General features: G+C 64.2%; 17 protein-coding genes. 4 read left to right on the top strand and 13 right to left on the bottom strand.

The genetic code is table 11. From position 1 onward, the window contains the following. The first annotated feature begins 373 nt into the window (after positions 1 to 373). Entirely contained in the window at positions 374 to 841 is a 468-nt protein-coding gene (locus tag DDZ17_RS08980; RefSeq protein ID WP_116365948.1) for a MaoC family dehydratase, read from the top strand. A 64-nt stretch (positions 842 to 905) separates the two neighbouring features. Here DDZ17_RS08980 and DDZ17_RS08975 read toward each other — a convergent pair whose 3' ends face one another. The 9 genes from DDZ17_RS08975 to DDZ17_RS08935 form a co-directional block, all read right to left on the bottom strand. Then, positions 906 to 1,811: a hydroxymethylglutaryl-CoA lyase gene (locus tag DDZ17_RS08975; protein WP_116365946.1), complete on the bottom strand. Its 906-nt coding sequence runs from the start codon at positions 1,809 to 1,811 to the stop codon at positions 906 to 908. Continuing rightward, positions 1,808 to 3,805 carry an acetyl/propionyl/methylcrotonyl-CoA carboxylase subunit alpha gene (locus tag DDZ17_RS08970; RefSeq protein ID WP_116365944.1) on the bottom strand — a complete coding sequence of 666 codons (1,998 nt, stop codon included), beginning with the start codon at positions 3,803 to 3,805 and terminating at the stop codon, positions 1,808 to 1,810. Before DDZ17_RS08970 ends, DDZ17_RS08975 begins: the two co-directional genes overlap by 4 nt. Before the next feature lie 3 nt (positions 3,806 to 3,808). Then, positions 3,809 to 4,600 carry an enoyl-CoA hydratase/isomerase family protein gene (locus DDZ17_RS08965; protein WP_116365942.1) on the bottom strand — a complete coding sequence of 264 codons (792 nt, stop codon included), beginning with the start codon at positions 4,598 to 4,600 and terminating at the stop codon, positions 3,809 to 3,811. Positions 4,601 to 4,612: 12 nt separating this feature from the next. Further along, positions 4,613 to 6,220 (bottom strand): carboxyl transferase domain-containing protein, encoded by a 1,608-nt coding sequence (locus DDZ17_RS08960; RefSeq protein WP_116365940.1) that lies wholly within the window; start codon positions 6,218 to 6,220, stop codon positions 4,613 to 4,615. 42 nt (positions 6,221 to 6,262) lie between these two features. Continuing rightward, positions 6,263 to 7,432 carry an isovaleryl-CoA dehydrogenase gene (locus DDZ17_RS08955; RefSeq protein WP_116365938.1) on the bottom strand — a complete coding sequence of 390 codons (1,170 nt, stop codon included), beginning with the start codon at positions 7,430 to 7,432 and terminating at the stop codon, positions 6,263 to 6,265. A gap of 36 nt (positions 7,433 to 7,468) precedes the next feature. After that, positions 7,469 to 7,879 carry a MerR family transcriptional regulator gene (locus tag DDZ17_RS08950; RefSeq protein WP_116365936.1) on the bottom strand — a complete coding sequence of 137 codons (411 nt, stop codon included), beginning with the start codon at positions 7,877 to 7,879 and terminating at the stop codon, positions 7,469 to 7,471. 139 nt (positions 7,880 to 8,018) lie between these two features. Beyond that, positions 8,019 to 8,624, bottom strand: coding sequence for a hypothetical protein (locus tag DDZ17_RS08945; RefSeq protein WP_116365934.1), 606 nt, complete (start codon positions 8,622 to 8,624; stop codon positions 8,019 to 8,021). Positions 8,625 to 8,788: 164 nt separating this feature from the next. Then, positions 8,789 to 9,376: a hypothetical protein gene (locus DDZ17_RS08940; protein WP_116365932.1), complete on the bottom strand. Its 588-nt coding sequence runs from the start codon at positions 9,374 to 9,376 to the stop codon at positions 8,789 to 8,791. Continuing rightward, positions 9,369 to 9,722, bottom strand: a complete 354-nt coding sequence (locus DDZ17_RS08935; protein ID WP_116365929.1) for a hypothetical protein — start codon at positions 9,720 to 9,722, stop codon at positions 9,369 to 9,371. The genes DDZ17_RS08940 and DDZ17_RS08935 overlap by 8 nt, the downstream gene beginning before the upstream one ends. 185 nt (positions 9,723 to 9,907) lie before the next feature. Here DDZ17_RS08935 and DDZ17_RS08930 point away from each other — a divergent pair, with 185 nt between their 5' ends. Together DDZ17_RS08930 and DDZ17_RS08925 are read left to right on the top strand one after the other, a co-directional pair. Further along, complete coding sequence (locus DDZ17_RS08930; RefSeq protein ID WP_116365927.1) at positions 9,908 to 10,663, top strand: Coq4 family protein; 756 nt, start codon at positions 9,908 to 9,910, stop codon at positions 10,661 to 10,663. Then, positions 10,660 to 11,037: a VanZ family protein gene (locus DDZ17_RS08925; protein WP_116365925.1), complete on the top strand. Its 378-nt coding sequence runs from the start codon at positions 10,660 to 10,662 to the stop codon at positions 11,035 to 11,037. The genes DDZ17_RS08930 and DDZ17_RS08925 overlap by 4 nt, the downstream gene beginning before the upstream one ends. Positions 11,038 to 11,192: 155 nt before the next feature. On the opposite strand, the gene DDZ17_RS08920 is transcribed toward DDZ17_RS08925, so the two are convergent. The 4 genes from DDZ17_RS08920 to DDZ17_RS08905 are packed head-to-tail and all read right to left on the bottom strand — an operon-like array spanning position 11,193 to position 15,734. After that, positions 11,193 to 13,550: an arylsulfatase gene (locus tag DDZ17_RS08920; protein ID WP_116365923.1), complete on the bottom strand. Its 2,358-nt coding sequence runs from the start codon at positions 13,548 to 13,550 to the stop codon at positions 11,193 to 11,195. Between the two features lie 5 nt (positions 13,551 to 13,555). Further along, positions 13,556 to 13,930: a carboxymuconolactone decarboxylase family protein gene (locus tag DDZ17_RS08915; RefSeq protein ID WP_116365922.1), complete on the bottom strand. Its 375-nt coding sequence runs from the start codon at positions 13,928 to 13,930 to the stop codon at positions 13,556 to 13,558. Positions 13,931 to 13,961: 31 nt separating this feature from the next. Beyond that, a complete protein-coding gene (locus tag DDZ17_RS08910; RefSeq protein WP_116365920.1) occupies positions 13,962 to 14,687 on the bottom strand; it encodes a sterol desaturase family protein in 726 nt (241 codons plus the stop codon). 18 nt (positions 14,688 to 14,705) lie between these two features. Beyond that, positions 14,706 to 15,734 carry a MarR family winged helix-turn-helix transcriptional regulator gene (locus DDZ17_RS08905; protein ID WP_170150188.1) on the bottom strand — a complete coding sequence of 343 codons (1,029 nt, stop codon included), beginning with the start codon at positions 15,732 to 15,734 and terminating at the stop codon, positions 14,706 to 14,708. A 204-nt stretch (positions 15,735 to 15,938) separates the two neighbouring features. On the opposite strand from DDZ17_RS08905, the gene DDZ17_RS08900 reads away from it, so the two are divergent. Further along, positions 15,939 to 16,373: a pyridoxamine 5'-phosphate oxidase family protein gene (locus DDZ17_RS08900; RefSeq protein WP_157976553.1), complete on the top strand. Its 435-nt coding sequence runs from the start codon at positions 15,939 to 15,941 to the stop codon at positions 16,371 to 16,373. The last annotated feature ends 73 nt before the right edge of the window (positions 16,374 to 16,446 follow it).

The following is a 16,446-nucleotide window of genomic DNA, read 5'->3' as shown; positions in this document are numbered from 1 at the left end:
CCCTCGGGTGCCCGGCCGGCACCTTGTTAGAATGAGTCATGTGCAGGCACGCTGTTGGCAGAATATCGTCGCACGGTATTGATTCAATAACACCGACTTGGAAAGAACGTTGCTTTAAGCGCAAACAGCAGCAAACAGGCGCAAACATACGCAAACAGGTGGGGCTTCAGTCTCTCGTGCAGCCTACCGGAGGCCAGTAACACCACCTTATGTATCGGGGGAGTCTGGCAGGGCAGGGCGGTGGGAAACACCGCCTTCGGGTATGCTGAGCTGGCTAACAGGATAGCGGATTGGGTAACCACTGAGTGCGACGCCAGCTCCCATGTACAATTCTGCGCAGCTATTTTTCGGTCTTAACAGGAGGCATTGAGCCATGTCGGAAGCCATACGCTGGGCATTCGAAGACTTCGAGGTGGGCACGTCGATAGTGCTGCCGCCGTATCGGGTGAGTGAGGAGGAAATCCTGGCTTTTGCGCGTCAGTATGACCCGCAGCCCTTTCATGTGGATGCCGAGGCGGCGCAGCACTCCATCTTTGGCGGCCTGGTGGCAAGTGGCTGGATGACGACGGCGGTATTCATGCGCATGCAGTACGACGGTTTTCTGCGTAGCTCCTCTTGCCTGGGTTCGCCGGGGGTTGACGAGATTCGCTGGTTGCTGCCGGTACGCCCTGGCGATGAACTGCGGGGTGAGGCACGGGTCACCGAAGTGCGCCCGTCTCGCTCCAAGCCGGATCGGGGCGTGGTGTTTACCGACTGTCACCTGGAAAATCAGGCCGGCGAGCTTGTTATGACGCTGAAAGCCAAGGCGCTGTTCGCTCGTCGTGATACAGAGCGCGCTTGACGCTGCGTTCTTTTGAGCCTGCTGCCACCGGCGATTGCCGTCAGCCAGTGTCGAGCGTTGTCGATCAACTCCCCTTTGCCAGCAGCGCCCGCGCACTGCGCGAGACGGGCTCCCGCCCCAGAACCTTGGAAATACGCGCACCGGCGGCCACCAGGGCAGTAAGATCGATGCCGCTGTCGATGCCCAGGCCATCCAGCAGGTAGACCACGTCTTCGGTGGCCACGTTGCCGCTGGCGCCTTTGGCGTAGGGGCAGCCACCGAGGCCGGCGACGGAGGCGTCGATGGTGGTGATGCCGTGCTGCAGGGCGACCAGGATATTGGCCAGGGCCTGGCCGTAGGTGTCGTGGAAGTGTACTGCCAGTCGCTCGGCAGGCAGGGTGGCAAGCAGGTGCTCAAGCAGTGTTGCGGTGCTGCCTGCGGTACCGGTGCCGATGGTGTCGCCGAGGGAGACCTGGTAGCAGCCCATGTCCAGTAATGCCGCGCTGACTTCGCGCACTTTTTCGGGGGCGATGTCGCCTTCATAGGGGCAGCCCAGCACGCAGGATACGTAGCCGCGTACCGGGATGTTGTGCTGTGCCGCCGCCTGCATGACGGGGGCAAAGCGCTGCAGGCTCTCGGCAACGCTGCAGTTGATGTTCTTTTGTGAGAAGCGCTCTGAGGCGGCGCCGAAAACGGCCACTTCGTCGGCCCCGGCCGCCAGGGCCCGTTCAAAGCCCTGCAGGTTGGGGGTAAGGGCGGTATAACGTACACCCGGCGCGCGGGTGAGGCCGGCGAACACGGCTTCGCTGTCTGCCATTTGCGGCACCCACTTGGGATTGACGAAACTGCCCGCTTCAATCACCCGGTGCCCGGCGGCGGCGAGGTCCTGGATCAGTTGCAGTTTGTCCTGCAAGGCAATGGTGGTTGCTTCGTTCTGCAGGCCGTCCCGGGGGCCGACCTCCACCAGTGTGACGGATGTGGGCAGTGTCATGGGCTGTCCTTTGGTACGAAGTTCACCAACTCGGCGCCGCCGTCCACCAACTCGCCCGGCTGGTAGTAAAAGCCATCGACGGTGCCGGCGGCAGGGGCGCGAATGGTGTGCTCCATTTTCATCGCCTCCATCACCAGCAGGGCCTGGCCTTGCTCCACCGCGGTGCCGGCTTCCACCAGCAGGTTGACGATGGTGCCGTTCATCGGCGCGCTCAGGCCGCCGGCGGCACCACTGCTGTCGGTCTCGCCCGTGTCGGGTGGTACTTCGTTGAAGCTGATGGCCCCGCCTGCCAAATACAGCACAAAGCTGTCGCCGGTGGCGGCCAGGGTGCCGCGTTGGCGGTGTCCGTCCACCTCGAAGCTGAGCACATCACCTTCCAGCTGGACTTTAACCACGGTACTTTGGTTGCCATTGTGAATGCGCCAGGCATCCCCCAGCCAGTCGGCGGTGATGGCAAAGTCCTGATCGTGGCAGCGAATGTCCAAGTGCTGGGCGTGGGCTTCGTTCAAGCGCCATGCGTTATGTGACGCCCAGGGGGTCCATGGGTCCAGGCAGGCGCGGGGGCGCACCTGCTGGCGGCGATAAAGCAGCAGTGCCAGGGCGGCCAGCGGCACCTCGCCTGCGATGTCTTGCTCCCGCGCGTGAAAGATCAGCGCCCGGTGGCGCTCAATGAACCCGGTATCCAGTTCGGCGGCACGAAAGGGCTGGGCGGTGGCCAGGTTGTAGAGAAAGTCCACGTTGGTCACCGTGCCGCCAATGCGGTATTCGGCGAGGGCCGAGGCCAGCCGCTGCAGGGCCCGCTCGCGGGACTCGTCCCACACAATCAGCTTGGCGATCATGGGATCGTAGTAGACGCTGATCTCGTCGCCCTGGCGCACACCGGTATCGACGCGCACAAATTCGGATTCTTCCGGCGGCTGCAGGAAGGCGAGGGTACCGGTGGCTGGCAGGAAGTCGTTGGCGGCGTCTTCGGCGTAAATGCGCGCCTCGAAGGCGTGGCCCTTCAGGGTAATGTCCCGCTGGGTGAGCGGCAGGGCCTGGCCGCTGGCAACGCGCAGCTGCCACTCCACCAGGTCCTGCCCGGTGATCATCTCGGTGACCGGGTGTTCCACCTGCAGGCGGGTATTCATCTCCATGAAGTAGAAGCTGCCGTCTTCATCGAGCAGAAATTCCACCGTGCCAGCGCCGGCGTAGTCGATTGCCCGCGCCGCCTGCACCGCGGTATCCCCCATCTGCTGGCGCAGGCCGGGGGTCATGCCGGGGGCGGGGGCCTCTTCGATCACCTTCTGGTGGCGGCGCTGCACCGAGCAGTCGCGCTCGGCCAGGTAGACGCCTTCGCCGTGGCTGTCGCAGAACACCTGCACCTCTACGTGGCGCGGCTTGGTGAGGTATTTTTCCACCAGCATGCGGTCGTCGCCGAAGGCGGCGAGTGATTCGCGCTGGGCGGCGGCCAGCGCTTCATCGAATTCGCCGGCACTCCATACCTGGCGCATGCCCTTGCCGCCGCCGCCGGCGGTGGCCTTTAACAGCACCGGGTAGCCCATGTCGTCGGCGGCTTTTTTCAGTACTGCTGGATTCTGGTCGTCGCCGTGGTAGCCCGGCACCAGCGGCACACCGGCCTGCTCCATAATCTGCTTGGCGGCGGACTTGGAGCCCATGGCATCAATGGCGCTGGCCGGCGGGCCCACAAACACGATGCCCGCCGCTTCACAGGCCCGGGCGAAGCCGGCGTTCTCGGAGAGAAAGCCATACCCGGGGTGTATGGCTTCGGCCCCGGTATCCAATGCAGCCTGGATAACGCGCTCGCCAAGCAGGTAGGATTCCCGCGCTGGCGGCGGGCCAATGTGTACGGCCTCGTCGGCCAGTTGCACATGCAGGGCGTCGCGGTCGGCGTCGGAATACACGGCCACGGTGGCAATGCCCAGGCGCTTTGCCGTTTTGATGACACGGCAGGCGATTTCGCCGCGGTTGGCAATCAGTAGTTTGCTGAACATGGCTCAGTCCTGTTTCCAGCTCGGTGAGCGTTTGTTGAGGAAGGCAGAGAGACCTTCCTGGCCTTCTTCCGATACGCGGATGGTTGCGATGCGCGTGCAGGTGTCTTCCACCAGCTCGGGTGATATCGGCCTGCCGCTGACAGCGTGCACCAGCTCCAGCGCGGCGCGCACGGCCTGGGGGCTGTTGCCGAGAATGTGGTTGATCAGGTCAGTCAGTCGCTCATCGAGGGTAGCGCTGCCGGCGAGTTCGCTCACCAGCCCCAGGCGGTGGGCTTCCTGGGCGCTGAAGCGCTCGCCGGTGACGAAGTAGCGTCGTGCGGCGCGCTCGCCAATGGCGCGGATAACAAAGGGGCTGATGGTGGCGGGAACCAGTCCGATTTTAACTTCCGACAGTGCGAAGCTGGCATCGTTGCTGGCCACGGCCATGTCGCAGCAGCTCACCAGCCCCACGGCGCCGCCAAAGGCCGCGCCCTGTACCCGGGCGATGGTGGGTTGCGGCAGCGCGTAGAGCGCTTTGAGCATGGCGGCCAGGGCCCGGGCGTCCTGCAGGTTGTGGGCATAGTCGTAGTTGGCCATGCGCTGCATCCAGCCGAGGTCGGCGCCGGCGGAGAAGTTTTTGCCCTGGGAGGCGAGCACCACGACGCGCACGTCATTGCGGGCGGCCACTGCCTCAAAGGCGGCGTGCAGTTCGCCGATGATGGTGTCATCAAAGGCGTTGTGTTTGTCAGGCCGGTTCAGGCTGATGGTGGCCACCCCATTGGTGTCGATGTGGGTGCCAACGGTTTGCTGGTTCATGGTTGTCTGTCCTTACATGCGGAACACGCCGAAGCGGGATTCTGGCACCGGCGCGTTCAGCGACGCCGAAATAGCCAGCCCCAGCACCATGCGCGTATCCGCCGGGTCGATCACTCCGTCGTCCCACAGGCGGGCCGAGGCGTAGTACGGATGGCCCTGGCGTTCGTACTGTTCGAGTACGGGCTTTTTCAGGGCCGCAATGTCTTCCTCGCTCATGGTCACGCCGTCGCGTGCCAGCTGGTCCTGCTTGACCGTGGCCAGTACGCCGGCGGCCTGCTCGCCGCCCATCACCGAGATGCGGGCATTGGGCCACATGAACAGGAAGCGCGGGTCGTAGGCGCGGCCGCACATAGCGTAGTTGCCCGCCCCGAAGGAGCCGCCGATGATGACCGTGAACTTCGGTACGTCGGCACAGGCCACCGCGTGCACCATCTTGGCCCCGTGGCGGGCGATGCCGCCGGCCTCGTACTGTTTGCCCACCATGAAGCCGGTGATGTTCTGCAGGAACACCAGCGGTGTTTTGCGCTGGGCGCACAGTTCTACAAAGTGCGCGCCCTTGACTGCGGATTCGCCGAACAGGATGCCGTTGTTGGCAACAATGCCCACCGGGTAGCCGTGAATGCGGGCGAAGCCGCAGACCAGGGTTTCGCCGTAGAGGGCCTTGAATTCGTCGAACTCGGAGCCGTCCACCACCCGGGCGATCACTTCGCGCACATCAAAGGGCTGCTTGGCATCGGCGGGAATCACGCCGTAGATGTCCTCCACCGGGTAGGCCGGCTCCACTGGCTCGCGGATGTCCATGCTCACCGGCTTGACCCGGTTGAGGCGGCCCACGGCGTTGCGCATCAGTTGCAGGGCGTGGTGGTCGTTGTTGGCGTAGTGATCGGTGACGCCGGAGGTGCGGCAGTGTACGTCGGCGCCGCCAAGCTCTTCGGCGGATACCACTTCGCCGGTGGCGGCTTTCACCAGCGGTGGGCCGCCGAGGAAGATGGTGCCCTGGTTTTTGACGATGATGCTCTCATCCGCCATGGCCGGCACGTAGGCGCCGCCAGCGGTGCAGGAGCCGAGCACGGCGGCAATCTGGGGGATGCCCATGGCCGACATGCGCGCCTGGTTGTAGAAGGCGTGGCCAAAGTGCTCGCGGTCGGGGAAGACTTCATCCTGCAGCGGCAGGAAGGCGCCGCCGGAGTCCACCAGGTAGAGGCAGGGCAGGTGGTTTTCCTGGGCGATGGTCTGGGCGCGGCCCTGCTTTTTTACCGTCAGCGGGTAGTAGGTGCCGCCTTTGACCGTGGCGTCGTTGATGAAAATCATGCACTCCTGCCCGGCGACCCGGCCAATGCCCGTGATGATGCCGGCGCCCGGCACCGGGCTGTCGTACACCTGGTAGGCGGCCAACTGGCTCAGCTCCAGGAACGGGGCGCCGGGGTCGAGCAGGGCGTTCAGGCGCTCCCGTGGCAGCAGTTTGCCGCGGGCGGTGTGGCGCTCGCGGGCCTTGGCGCCGCCCCCTTGATGGACTTCGGCCACCTTCGCTTTTAAATCATCCACCTGGACTTGCATGTGCTCGCGATTGGCCAGGAAGCTCTCATCGCGGGGATTGATGCGGGTTTTCAGCACGGTCATGGTTGGGTTCCTGATTCTTCCGACGGGTAGTCCCGGGCGCGCTTAACGGGTTTCGTTGAACAGTTCGCGGCCGATCAGCATGCGGCGAATTTCCGAGGTGCCGGCGCCGATTTCATACAGTTTGGCATCGCGCAGCAGGCGGCCGGCGTTGGCGTCGTTGGTGTAGCCAAAGCCCCCCAGGGCCTGGATGGCCTGCAGCGCCATCTGGGTGGCCTTTTCGGCGGTGTAGAGAATGACTGCGGCACAGTCCTTGCGGCTCTCTTCGCCACGGTCGCAGGCGCCGGCCACGGCGTAAAGGTAGGCGCGGCTGGCGGACAGGTCGGCGTACATGTCCGCCAGCTTCCCCTGCATCAGCTGGAATTCACCAATGCTCTGGCCGAACTGTTTGCGATCGTGCAGGTAGGGCACCACTTCGTCCAGGCAGGCCTGCATGATGCCCACCGGGCCGCCGGAGAGCACGGTGCGTTCGTAGTCCAGGCCTGACATCAACACCTTCACGCCCTCGCCTTCGCCGCGCAGGATGTTAGCGGCGGGAACCGGGGTATCTTCGAACACCAACTCGCAGGTGTTGGAGCCGCGCATGCCCAGTTTGTCCAACTTGGGTGAGCGGGAAAATCCGGGGAAGTCGCGCTCCACCAAAAAGGCGGTAATGCCCCTGGAGCCGGCCTCCGGATTGGTTTTGGCGTAGATCACATACACATCGGCATCGGGGCCGTTGGTGATCCACATCTTGGTGCCGTTCAGGTAATAGGTGTCGCCGGCTTTGCGGGCGTGCAGTTTCATGCTCACTACGTCGGAGCCGGCGTTGGGCTCGCTCATGGCCAGGGCGCCAATGTGCTCGCCGCTGCACAGCTTGGGCAGGTATTTCTGCTTTTGTTCCTCGTTGCCGTTTTTGCGGATCTGGTTCAGGCAGAGGTTGCTCATGGCGCCGTAGGACAGCCCCACGGAGGCCGAGGCGCGGCTGATCTCTTCCATGACAATGGCGTGAGCCAGGTAGCCGAGGTTGGAGCCGCCGTATTCTTCTTCCACGGTGATGCCCAGCAGGCCCATGTCGCCGAAGGTGCGCCACAGGTCGTTGGGAAATGCATTGTCGCGGTCGATCTGGGCAGCGCGGGGGGCGATTTCCTTCTGGCACATCTGGTAGACGGCGTCGCGCAGCATGTCCAGCTCTTCGCCAAGGCCAAAGTTCAGGGTGGGGTATCCGGTGTTCATGGGCGTGTCCTGGTGCGGTGGTGGATGGGCGGGCGGTCAGCGCCGCCGGTTTTTGGAAGTGCGGGCCGGCGGTGCCTCCGGCAGGGCCTGTTCACACAGGCTCTGCACCTCGTCAAGGCCGGCCAGCATGTCGTCGATGTCCTTTTTCTGTTGCAGCAGGCGCTCGCGTTTTTCCTTCACGGTGCTGATAAGGGAGTGTAGCTGCTCTTCGTTGTTGTGCTCCGGGTCGTAGAGGTCGATCACCTCAACGCTTTCCTTGAGGCTCATGCCGATACGCTTGCCGCGCAGAATGAGTTTGATGCGTACGCGATCCGCGGCCGAGTACAGGCGCTTCTGGCCGTCCCGGCGGGGGTGTACCAGGCCCTTTTCCTCGTAGAAGCGAATGGTGCGGGTGGTGACACCGAATTCACTGGCGAGGTCGGAGATGCTGTAGGTTTTGTCCGGCATGGTGTGGCCTGCTGACGAATATGAGGGTCACTATAGCTCTAAATTACGTTGACGTAAACGTAAAGCTATAGGTCCAAAACAGGCGCCTAAAACAGGTACCTAAAAAGCCGCCGGCGTGGCGGCCCGGGGAGCAGTGTGGTCAGTCAGCCTGGCACAGGTACAGGGCGGGCTGTCGAATCTCCATGCCGCCGTTGGCGTACTGGGCAAAACCCAGCCGCAGGCTGCTGGCGTTAGCGGGCACATCAATGTCGGTGGACACGCTCACCCAGTCGGTGGTGCCAATGTGTGGCTCGTGCTCAAACTGCTCGCTGTAGAGCAGGCGGTCGCCGCCCATGACCGGGTCCGGGTCGCCGCGCAGGGTGACGGTGAGGCCGCCGCCAACATTGAAGCCGTGGGTAACGCCTTCTTCGGTCAAATCCAGCTTGAGTTCGGCGCTATAGCGCAGGCGCTTGCCGCGCAAATCGCCCACCGGCACCGACTGCACCAGCTGGAACCAGGGCTGGGTGGCAATTTTGACAATGGAGGCCACCCCGTCCTTGTAGCGCAGCTCGAAGGACTTTTCGCCGGCGTGCTGGGACGACATCCACGGCGGCGCGGCGCCGGCGGGATTGGTATCAAAGGCGGGGTTTTGCAGCAGGTTATCGCCGCCGCAACTCAGGGCGCCAGACGGGGTATCTATGCCCGATTCGTCGCAGGCGGTGCACAGGAAGGCGGCCAGAGCCGCGACAGGGAGTGTTGTTTTCATGGGCGCAAGTATAGGGAGCGCTGCCTGAGAGCACCAGCCTTGGCTGTGCAGCGCTTTCCGCTACGCAGCCCTTCACGCCCCCCTTCACGCGGCCCTCACGCACCCCGCGCTGCCCCGCAGCGGCGGAAAAGCCACGCCCCCTGGCATTCAGGTGAAAGTCGCGCTCAGGGCAGTTCCAGCGATTGCTGGCCAATGCCCACCGGGGTGCCGCGCTGCTGGATGCCGGTGCTGCCCATGTCCGGGCGCGCGTTGGCGTTCAGTACAGCTGGCAGGCGATCCAGCAGGGTGGCTCCCCAGCGATCCTGGGGCAGGGGCTGGAGCAGGTCGTCCACATCCACCACCTCGGCAAAGCCAAACAGCGGCTGTATGGCCGAGCCACCGCCGCCATCGCCGTCCCAGGTCATGTAGGCTGCGCCGGATACCCGGTGTGCCCGGTTAAAGCTCACCAGCATGAACTGGCCGGCAACGCGGGCATCGCCCCAGTCGACCGACAGGAAATCCGCCCCCAGGGCGCCCAGGCTGAAGCCTAGGCTGTTTTCGCGGATTCGCCAGTATTCCCAGCCCATCACGTAGCCGCTGGGGGTGGCCGACAGGCGCAGGGGCGGACCGAGGGTGGCCAGCACCTCGCTCATGGGCTGGTTGCGTGGCGGCACGGCCTCGGCCAGCGGTTCACCGAGGTGGTAGTGCCACTGGCTGCACCCGCTGGCGCCCGCCAGCCACAACAGCAAGGCCGCCAGGTGCCACTTATTCATCACTGTGCACGTGGGTGGCGTAGTCCACCAGGCGGTCGTTCTGGTCGAAGATAAACACCGCCCGGTCGTAGCGGGTGTTCACTTCAAAGCGGTTGTAGGCGATGAGGATCAGGCCCTCGCCCTGTGCCTGCTCAAACAGGTAGTAGAGAACGGTTTCGTCCTCCAGGGCGATCAGCTGGGACGGTGGGCCAAGGCGAGCGAGGATGTCGCTGCGGGTGGTGGTGCCGGTTTGCACCGGGCCGAGGTTGTCGGGCGTCCAGTTCACGTTGACGCCGCGGCGGTTTTCGTATTGGGCACAGGCGGTGAGCCACGTGCAAAGCAGCAGGGTAAAGAGGGTGCGAATCATATCGGTAGGGCTCCACAAACGGTTCGGGGCAAAAGCGCTAGCATACTGGTTTCGGTTTACGCCCGTCAGCTGCCTTGTGGATCAGTGCTCCCTTTAAGCCCGTGCCGCCTGCTCACCGGCCGCGCTATTTCGGCGCCAGTGCCCGTGCTAGGCTAGTTGGCAACCCTGGTCATGAAACGGCAGCCATGATGACAAACTGGTGGAACAACCGCGTGCAACCGCTGGCCGCCCTGGCGGCGATGCGGCGTTTGATTGCCAACCCGGATGCCACCGGTGAGGTGTTCCGGATTATCGAGGCCCTCAAGGGCGACAGCCTGCAGCGGGCGGTGGTGAGGCTGGGCCAGAGCGAGACCGGCCGCACACTCCTGGCGCAGCGGCCGGACATTGTCACCCGCCTTTCTGACCGGGATTACCTGCGTTCGCTGCCAGCGGGCAGCCTGGGCTGGCACTACCTGCAGTTTGTGGAGAGCCAGCAGCTGAGCGCCGATGGCCTGGTGGCGGCCAGCGACGAAGCCCCGGGCCGGCGCCGCCTGCCCGCCGACCAGCAGTGGCTGGGGGCGCGGCTCAGGGACATTCACGACCTGCAGCATGTTCTGACCGGCTACGGCCGCGACGAACTGGGTGAGCTCTGCCTGCTGTCCTTCATGACCGGCCAGACCCACAACCGCGGCATCAACTTTATTGTGTTTATGGGGCGGCGGCAGTTTCGTCGCCAGGCGCCGGAGATAGACGTGGATGCCTGCGTGGCCGAGGGCGCCGAGTTGGCCCGCCGCTGCCGCTGGCTGCCGGCCCTGCCACTGGAGGACTACCTGCCCCAGCCCCTGGACAGCCTGCGCCGGGAGTGGGCGCTGGAACCACCGCGGCGCTACCTGGCGGCGCGCGCCCTGCTGGACGGCGCCGGCATGACGGGTGTGGCAACCGTGGCGCCGGTGCCGCAATGACCCTGCCCGCCCCCTGGAAGACCCTGGCCTGGCTGGCCTACCTGCTGTGCTGGGCAGTGGTGCTGGTGGCCATGTTCATACCCCAGCCGCCGGTGCCAATGACCCATGGGTCCGACAAAATAGGCCACCTGCTGGCCCTGTTCGGGGTGGCTTTCAGCGGTTGCTTTGCGGTGCTGCCCGGGCTCTGTGAGAAACGCTACTGGATCTGGACGGCGGTGGCCGCCATTGCCCTGGAGTGCCTGCAGGGCGCGTTGGTTGCTGAGCGACAGTTCAGCCTGTGGGACATGGCTGCCAACCTGGCTGGCGTGGCGCTGGCCGGCGCTGCCTGGCGGCTGGTGCTGCGCCGTTGGCTGGTGCCGGCGCGGGCCGGCTAATGTGCAACGTGCGCCATCGCGCAATGCCTGGCGCAGCCCTGGCGAAAGCCTTTAGCGAGTGCCTGTAGTGAAAGCCCTTAGCGGGTGCCCGTAGTGAAAGCCTTTAGCGAGCGCCTGTAGTGAATGCCCTTGGAAGAACAAGCCCCCGGCGCGCGTCATTCGATCTCGATCAGCACTTCCGGCAGTTCACCGCTGTAGCGGAAGGGGGCGCGGTAGTGGGTTGATACCGGGCTCAGGCTGTCCTGGCCCACTTCCAGGCCCTCCCACACTGCCGTGAGTGGGGTGGTGATCTCGGCCTGGCCGGCCACCTCGCCATTGATCAGCAACTGGCCCTGGCCGGCCAGCGTTTTCCAGGGGTCAATGCTGCCACTGCTGAGCAGCCCCGATGCCAGGGCCAGGGCGGTGTTGTCCTTGTTAAAGTGCCAGGCCAGCTCCACCGCGCCCTCCGGCAGGGGCCGGTCAGACACCACCCGGGTGCGGGTGTGGCCAACGTTCAACTCGTACACCAGGCGATTGCTCTGCACGTACAGGCTGTAGCCCGAGTGGGCATCGCCCATGGCCAGCAGCACGCCTTCGTCGCTGGCTCGCCTTGCGGGCAGCCTGGCGGTGATGCGGTAGCTGGTGCCGGCCAGGGTCGGGGCATTGCCCACCAGTATCGGTGTAATGTCGCGCTGCAGGCGCCAGACTTTTCGCTCGTCATTGTTTTCGCGGGTGCGAAAAGCGCGCTCCAGCAGGGGCATGTCGATCAGTGGCAATACCTCGTAGCGCTCCGCTGCCTGCCACCACAGTTTGTCCAGTTCGGCCACCTTGCCGGGGAACTCGGCGGCCAGGTCGGTGGTTTCTGCCGGGTCTTCGGTGATGTTAAAGAGCTGCCAGGGGCGCGCATCGTAGGCCTCGCGCTCTTCGCGAAAGCCGACAATTTTCCAGTCGCCCCGGGTGTAGGCCCGCTGGCCTTCGATTTCGTAGTACTGGCCGTCTTTGCGCGTTGGCGCGGCGCTGTCTGCAAGGCTATAGGCCAGGCTGGTACCTTCCATCGGCTTCACCTGCCGTCCACCCACAAGGTTCGGCGGGGTGATGCCCAGCAGTTCCAGCAGGGTCGGCGCAATGTCATTGACATGGTGGAACTGGTGGCGAATGCCGCCGCGCGCCTCGATGCCGGCGGGCCAGGCGATGATAAAGGGCACCCGCACGCCGCCCGCCCAGTTGGTGCGCTTGGCGTGGGCGAAGGGGGTGTTGCTGGCCTGCAGCCAGCCGTGGGGATAGTGGGGGTGGGTGTCGGTTTCGCCGAGGCGATCCAGATAGCCAAGGCTTTCCTGCACGGTGAGTGGCCGGTTGTGGAAGAAGGCCATCACATTGCCCGAGCCGTGAACACCCACCTCGCGGCTGGCGCCATTGTCTGACAGGAAAATAAAAATCGTATTTTCCAGTTCGCCAATCTCGCCGAGGTAGGTGCGCAGGCGGCCGATGTTCTGGTCCAGGTTGTCTACAAAGGCTGCGTAGTTCTCCTGCAGCGCGGTATACAGCCTGCGCTCGTCGGCGCCAAGATCCTGCCAGGGGGTAACGCCGGGGTTGGGTGGCGACAGGCGGGTGTGTTCGGGCAGCAGGCCAAGGGCCTTTTGCGCGGCCAGGCGCTGGCTGCGAATGGCGTCGTAGCCGGCATCGAAGGCACCGCGGTAGCGCGCCCTGTCCTGGGCTTTGGTGTGGTGGGGGGCGTGGGGCGCGCCGGGGGTGTAATACAGGAAGAAGGGCTTGTCGCCATCCAGCGCCCGCAGGTCGCGGATCATGCCGATGGCCTGGTCGGTGAGGGCGTCGGGAAAGTAGAAGTCGGGGTCGCTGACCGGCGGCAGCTGGGTGGTGCCGTCGATCAGGGCGTGGGGTTGCCACTGACTGGCTTCGCCGTCGAGGAAGCCCCAGTAGCGGTCGAAGCCACGCTGGGTGGGCCAGCTATCGAAGGGCCCCAGGCGCGAGCGCTTGTTGGAATGGGTCAGGTGCCACTTGCCGGCCATCAGCGTGGCGTAGCCGTGTTCGCGCAAAATCTCCGGCAGGGTGGCCACGTCTGCGCGCAATTCGCCGCGATAGCCGGGAAAGCCCGCATCCCACTCTGCCAGCCAGCCGACACCGGCCGAGTGGTGGTTGAGCCCGGTGAGCAGGGCCGCACGGGTGGGCGAGCACACGCCGGTCACGGTGAAGTCGCTGTAGCGCAGGCCGCTTTCGGCCAGCGCCGCCAGGTTGGGGGTGCGGATATCGCCGCCGTAGGGGGCAATGTCGCTGTAGCCAAGGTCGTCCGCCAGCACAATCACCACATTGGGCGCACCCTCCGGTGGGCGCGGGCGGGGCAGGTAGTCGGGTTGGGAGTCGCCGTGGGTGGTGGCAATGTCGCCGCTGAAAGTGGCGGCTGTTGTGGTAACTGTTGCCGCTGCTGCGGTGGTGGGCGCATGGGCGCTGCCGTTGTCGCAGGCGCCAAGCAACAGGGCGCCGGCCAGCGCCAGCGCCGTTGTAAATGGCGTGTTCATGGCGTTTACCCGGCGTTCTGGCTCGCTTCGGCTATGGCTTCTTCCACCGGGCCAATCAGCGCCGCGGCCCGTGGATAGCCGGCGTACTGAGCGATGAACAGCAGCAACTCGCGCGCTTCGTCGGCGTTCATTTCGCCGCGCTTGAGCGAGGCCTTGAGCTGGATTTTGAAGGTGGTGGGCTCGCCCTTCTCGGCGATGATGCCCAGCAACAGCATACGCTTGTCGCGCATGGCCAGGGTGTCGCGCGTCCAGATTTCGGCGAACAACTGCTCCAGCATAACGTCGCTGAAGGCAAAGCCTTCGGGGGGCGTGATGACATCACCGGCGTAAACGTCGTTGATGGTTTCCAGGCCAATCTCGCGGCGACTCTTGTTGCTCATGGTGGGACGTTCTCCAGGCGAATTGTGCTTTTTAGTCCAGGGTGCCGAACAGTTTGTCGTACAGCAGGGTGATGGTGGCGTAGTTGCCCCGGTGCATGTTCTCGTGATGCACGTGGTGCTTGGCGGTTATCCACGACAGGCTGCGAAAGGGGAAGTAGGGCAGCTCCACAAAGGTGTGGTTGATGATGTTGAGCTGGGTGAAGATCACATAGGTCGCAATCACCGTGGCCACATGGAATGGCCCAAGCAGTGCCGCCAGCAGGGCCAGGGAGCCAAGGTACAGGGCAATGCCGACAAAGGTTTCGAAGGGGTGCACGTAATAGGCGTCGATGTGGGTGGGCTGGCGTGCCTGGTGGTGCACAGCGTGTACCCGTCGCATCCAGCCGTTGCCATGAAACCAGAAGCGGTGGCACAGGTAGTAGAAGAAGTCGTAGACCATGAGGATGATGACGACATCCAGTAGCATCCAGGTAATACCCTCGAACTGGAAGCTGACACAGAAGGGTAGGATCAACAGGAAAAAGGCCAGGTTGGTAATGGCGCCGATGTTGCGGCTGGCCTTCATCATGGGGGGGTACTTGGGCAGGGCCTTTTTCTTACTGTCCTCAATGCGGTTGAGCTCGCGCATGCGCTGTAGCGCCGGCACTTTGAAGGCCAGCCACTGCCCGGCCTTGGTGATCAGCACCACGCCGGCCAGCACCACCAGAGCTGCCTGCCAGTGGTAGTGGCTTGCGAGTGTTGTCAGCCAGTCGGTCATGGCCTTGGTCTCCGCAGGTTATTTGAGCAGCAGTTCCGCCAGTTCACGTCGTGCCTGTGGGCCGAGCTTCTCCCGCAGTTCGCGGGCCAGCTGGCTGATATCCGGCGCGCTGCGGCTGAACACGGACACTTCCAGCTGCAGCGCGTGATACAGCTTCTTCAGGGCGGTGCGCAGGTTGTCCAGTGCATCGGGGCCGATGGTGGCGCGAATCTCCGCCTCCAGTTCGTCGATGCCGATCACCGAATCCTCGATCAGCTTGCGCCCAAGGCCGGTAAAGCGCAGCAGCACCTGGCGGGCGTCGGCCGGGTCCTGCTCGCGGTAGATATAACCCTGCTCTTCCAACTCACTGGCAATGGCGCTGATGGCCTGCTTGCTCACATTCTGCAGGGCGGCAATCTGCAGAATGCGCCCGCCTTCCGGGCCGATCAGTGACAGCACCTGGCCAAAGGACAGCTTGAGGCCGCCGTGGCCACGGCGCTGGGTCAGCTCCATCAGGCGCTGGGTGAGATAGTCACTGAAGCGCGGCAGCAACCCCACCAGCGCGGCCCGGTTGTGGCGCAACTGCTGAAAATCCGGTGGCAGGATCTGCCTGCGCTCGCAAAAGTCCACCAGGGCGATCACGCTCTGCTTCAGCAAGCGAGCGCCGATGATCTTGCCAACTTCGCGCTCCAGGCGCTCGGCCACCGTGACCCCGTGGCGGCGCAGGGCAACCCCCTGCTCTGTGAGCACAATCCGCTTGGCGCGGCCATCGTCCGGGTCGGGGGCGCGCTCAATGTAGCCCGCCGCTTCAATCTGGTTGGCGGTCTGGTTGGCGGCCTGGCGCGAAATGCCAAGGGCCTCGGCGAGGTCGGTAAGGCGGGTGCCGGTGGGTGGCACCAGCGAAATATAGGGCTCGTAGTACAGGCGCAGGCGGGTAAAGCCGTACTCCCCGGCCAGGCGTTCCATGATCTGGCCTTCAAGATAGCGGGTGATGCCCATGGCCTGGCGCGGGAAGTTGTCCCGGTAGCGGTGCCAGGTGGGGTCGGCGCTGTCGACCAGTGAGCTCATGGAAGTCATGGAGCAAAAAAGTAAATATATATTGACGAAAGGTCAAGCAAAATTGACTAAATGCCATTGTATGACGCGGGGCTGCCTGATGGGCTGGATACAAGGTGCAGCAAAAGGGCCAGTGGCGCTATGCTGTAGCGGCAGCAATGCCAGCCGCAAGCGCGAGCTGGGAATTTGACAATGATAAAACAGGAGAGATTATTGATGTCCAGTACCCCCACTGTGCCGGAAAGCCATCGGCCCATTCTAGAAAACGCGGTGTTCGCCTATGTCAGCACCATCCGCGCCAAAGACCAGTTGATTTCCACCAACCCGGTGGGCTTTGACTGGGACGGCGAGACCTTCCGTTTCAGCACCCTGAAGAGCCGGGTGAAGTACCGCAACATGCAGGCCGATCCGCGACTCACCGTTTGCATCATGGACCCAACGGCCCCCACCCGTTACATCGAACTGCGCGGCCGCGCACTGCTGGAGGATGACCCGCAGGGCGCCCTGAACCAGAAGATTTTCCGCAAGAACATGGGGCGGGATTTCGACCTGGACGAGCCGGATGCCGAGCGTGTCATCGTCACCCTGGTGCTTGAGCAGGTCTCCACCCCGCTGCTGTATGGCGGCAAGCTGGACCATATCGGCTCCTGAGTCGCGCAGCCGGCCCGGCCGACTGCGTCGTCTTCTTGTCGGCTGATGACAGCCGGCCGCTGACAGCCTGCCC

This window comes from Parahaliea mediterranea (genome assembly GCF_003402235.1).
Lineage (GTDB): Bacteria > Pseudomonadota > Gammaproteobacteria > Pseudomonadales > Halieaceae > Parahaliea > Parahaliea mediterranea.
The sequence above is the reverse complement of the archived record's forward strand: the minus strand, read 5'-3'. Positions and strand labels throughout refer to the sequence as shown.

Bases quoted from the DNA above. Each gene is read 5' to 3' on its own strand.
- DDZ17_RS08980 (WP_116365948.1), top strand. From the start codon at position 374: ATGTCGGAAGCCATACGCTGGGCATTCGAAGACTTCGAGGTGGGCACG.
- DDZ17_RS08975 (WP_116365946.1), bottom strand. From the start codon at position 1,811: ATGACACTGCCCACATCCGTCACACTGGTGGAGGTCGGCCCCCGGGAC.
- DDZ17_RS08970 (WP_116365944.1), bottom strand. From the start codon at position 3,805: ATGTTCAGCAAACTACTGATTGCCAACCGCGGCGAAATCGCCTGCCGT.
- DDZ17_RS08965 (WP_116365942.1), bottom strand. From the start codon at position 4,600: ATGAACCAGCAAACCGTTGGCACCCACATCGACACCAATGGGGTGGCC.
- DDZ17_RS08960 (WP_116365940.1), bottom strand. From the start codon at position 6,220: ATGACCGTGCTGAAAACCCGCATCAATCCCCGCGATGAGAGCTTCCTG.
- DDZ17_RS08955 (WP_116365938.1), bottom strand. From the start codon at position 7,432: ATGAACACCGGATACCCCACCCTGAACTTTGGCCTTGGCGAAGAGCTG.
- DDZ17_RS08950 (WP_116365936.1), bottom strand. From the start codon at position 7,879: ATGCCGGACAAAACCTACAGCATCTCCGACCTCGCCAGTGAATTCGGT.
- DDZ17_RS08945 (WP_116365934.1), bottom strand. From the start codon at position 8,624: ATGAAAACAACACTCCCTGTCGCGGCTCTGGCCGCCTTCCTGTGCACC.
- DDZ17_RS08940 (WP_116365932.1), bottom strand. From the start codon at position 9,376: ATGAATAAGTGGCACCTGGCGGCCTTGCTGTTGTGGCTGGCGGGCGCC.
- DDZ17_RS08935 (WP_116365929.1), bottom strand. From the start codon at position 9,722: ATGATTCGCACCCTCTTTACCCTGCTGCTTTGCACGTGGCTCACCGCC.
- DDZ17_RS08930 (WP_116365927.1), top strand. From the start codon at position 9,908: ATGATGACAAACTGGTGGAACAACCGCGTGCAACCGCTGGCCGCCCTG.
- DDZ17_RS08925 (WP_116365925.1), top strand. From the start codon at position 10,660: ATGACCCTGCCCGCCCCCTGGAAGACCCTGGCCTGGCTGGCCTACCTG.
- DDZ17_RS08920 (WP_116365923.1), bottom strand. From the start codon at position 13,550: ATGAACACGCCATTTACAACGGCGCTGGCGCTGGCCGGCGCCCTGTTG.
- DDZ17_RS08915 (WP_116365922.1), bottom strand. From the start codon at position 13,930: ATGAGCAACAAGAGTCGCCGCGAGATTGGCCTGGAAACCATCAACGAC.
- DDZ17_RS08910 (WP_116365920.1), bottom strand. From the start codon at position 14,687: ATGACCGACTGGCTGACAACACTCGCAAGCCACTACCACTGGCAGGCA.
- DDZ17_RS08905 (WP_170150188.1), bottom strand. From the start codon at position 15,734: ATGAGCTCACTGGTCGACAGCGCCGACCCCACCTGGCACCGCTACCGG.
- DDZ17_RS08900 (WP_157976553.1), top strand. From the start codon at position 15,939: ATGTCCAGTACCCCCACTGTGCCGGAAAGCCATCGGCCCATTCTAGAA.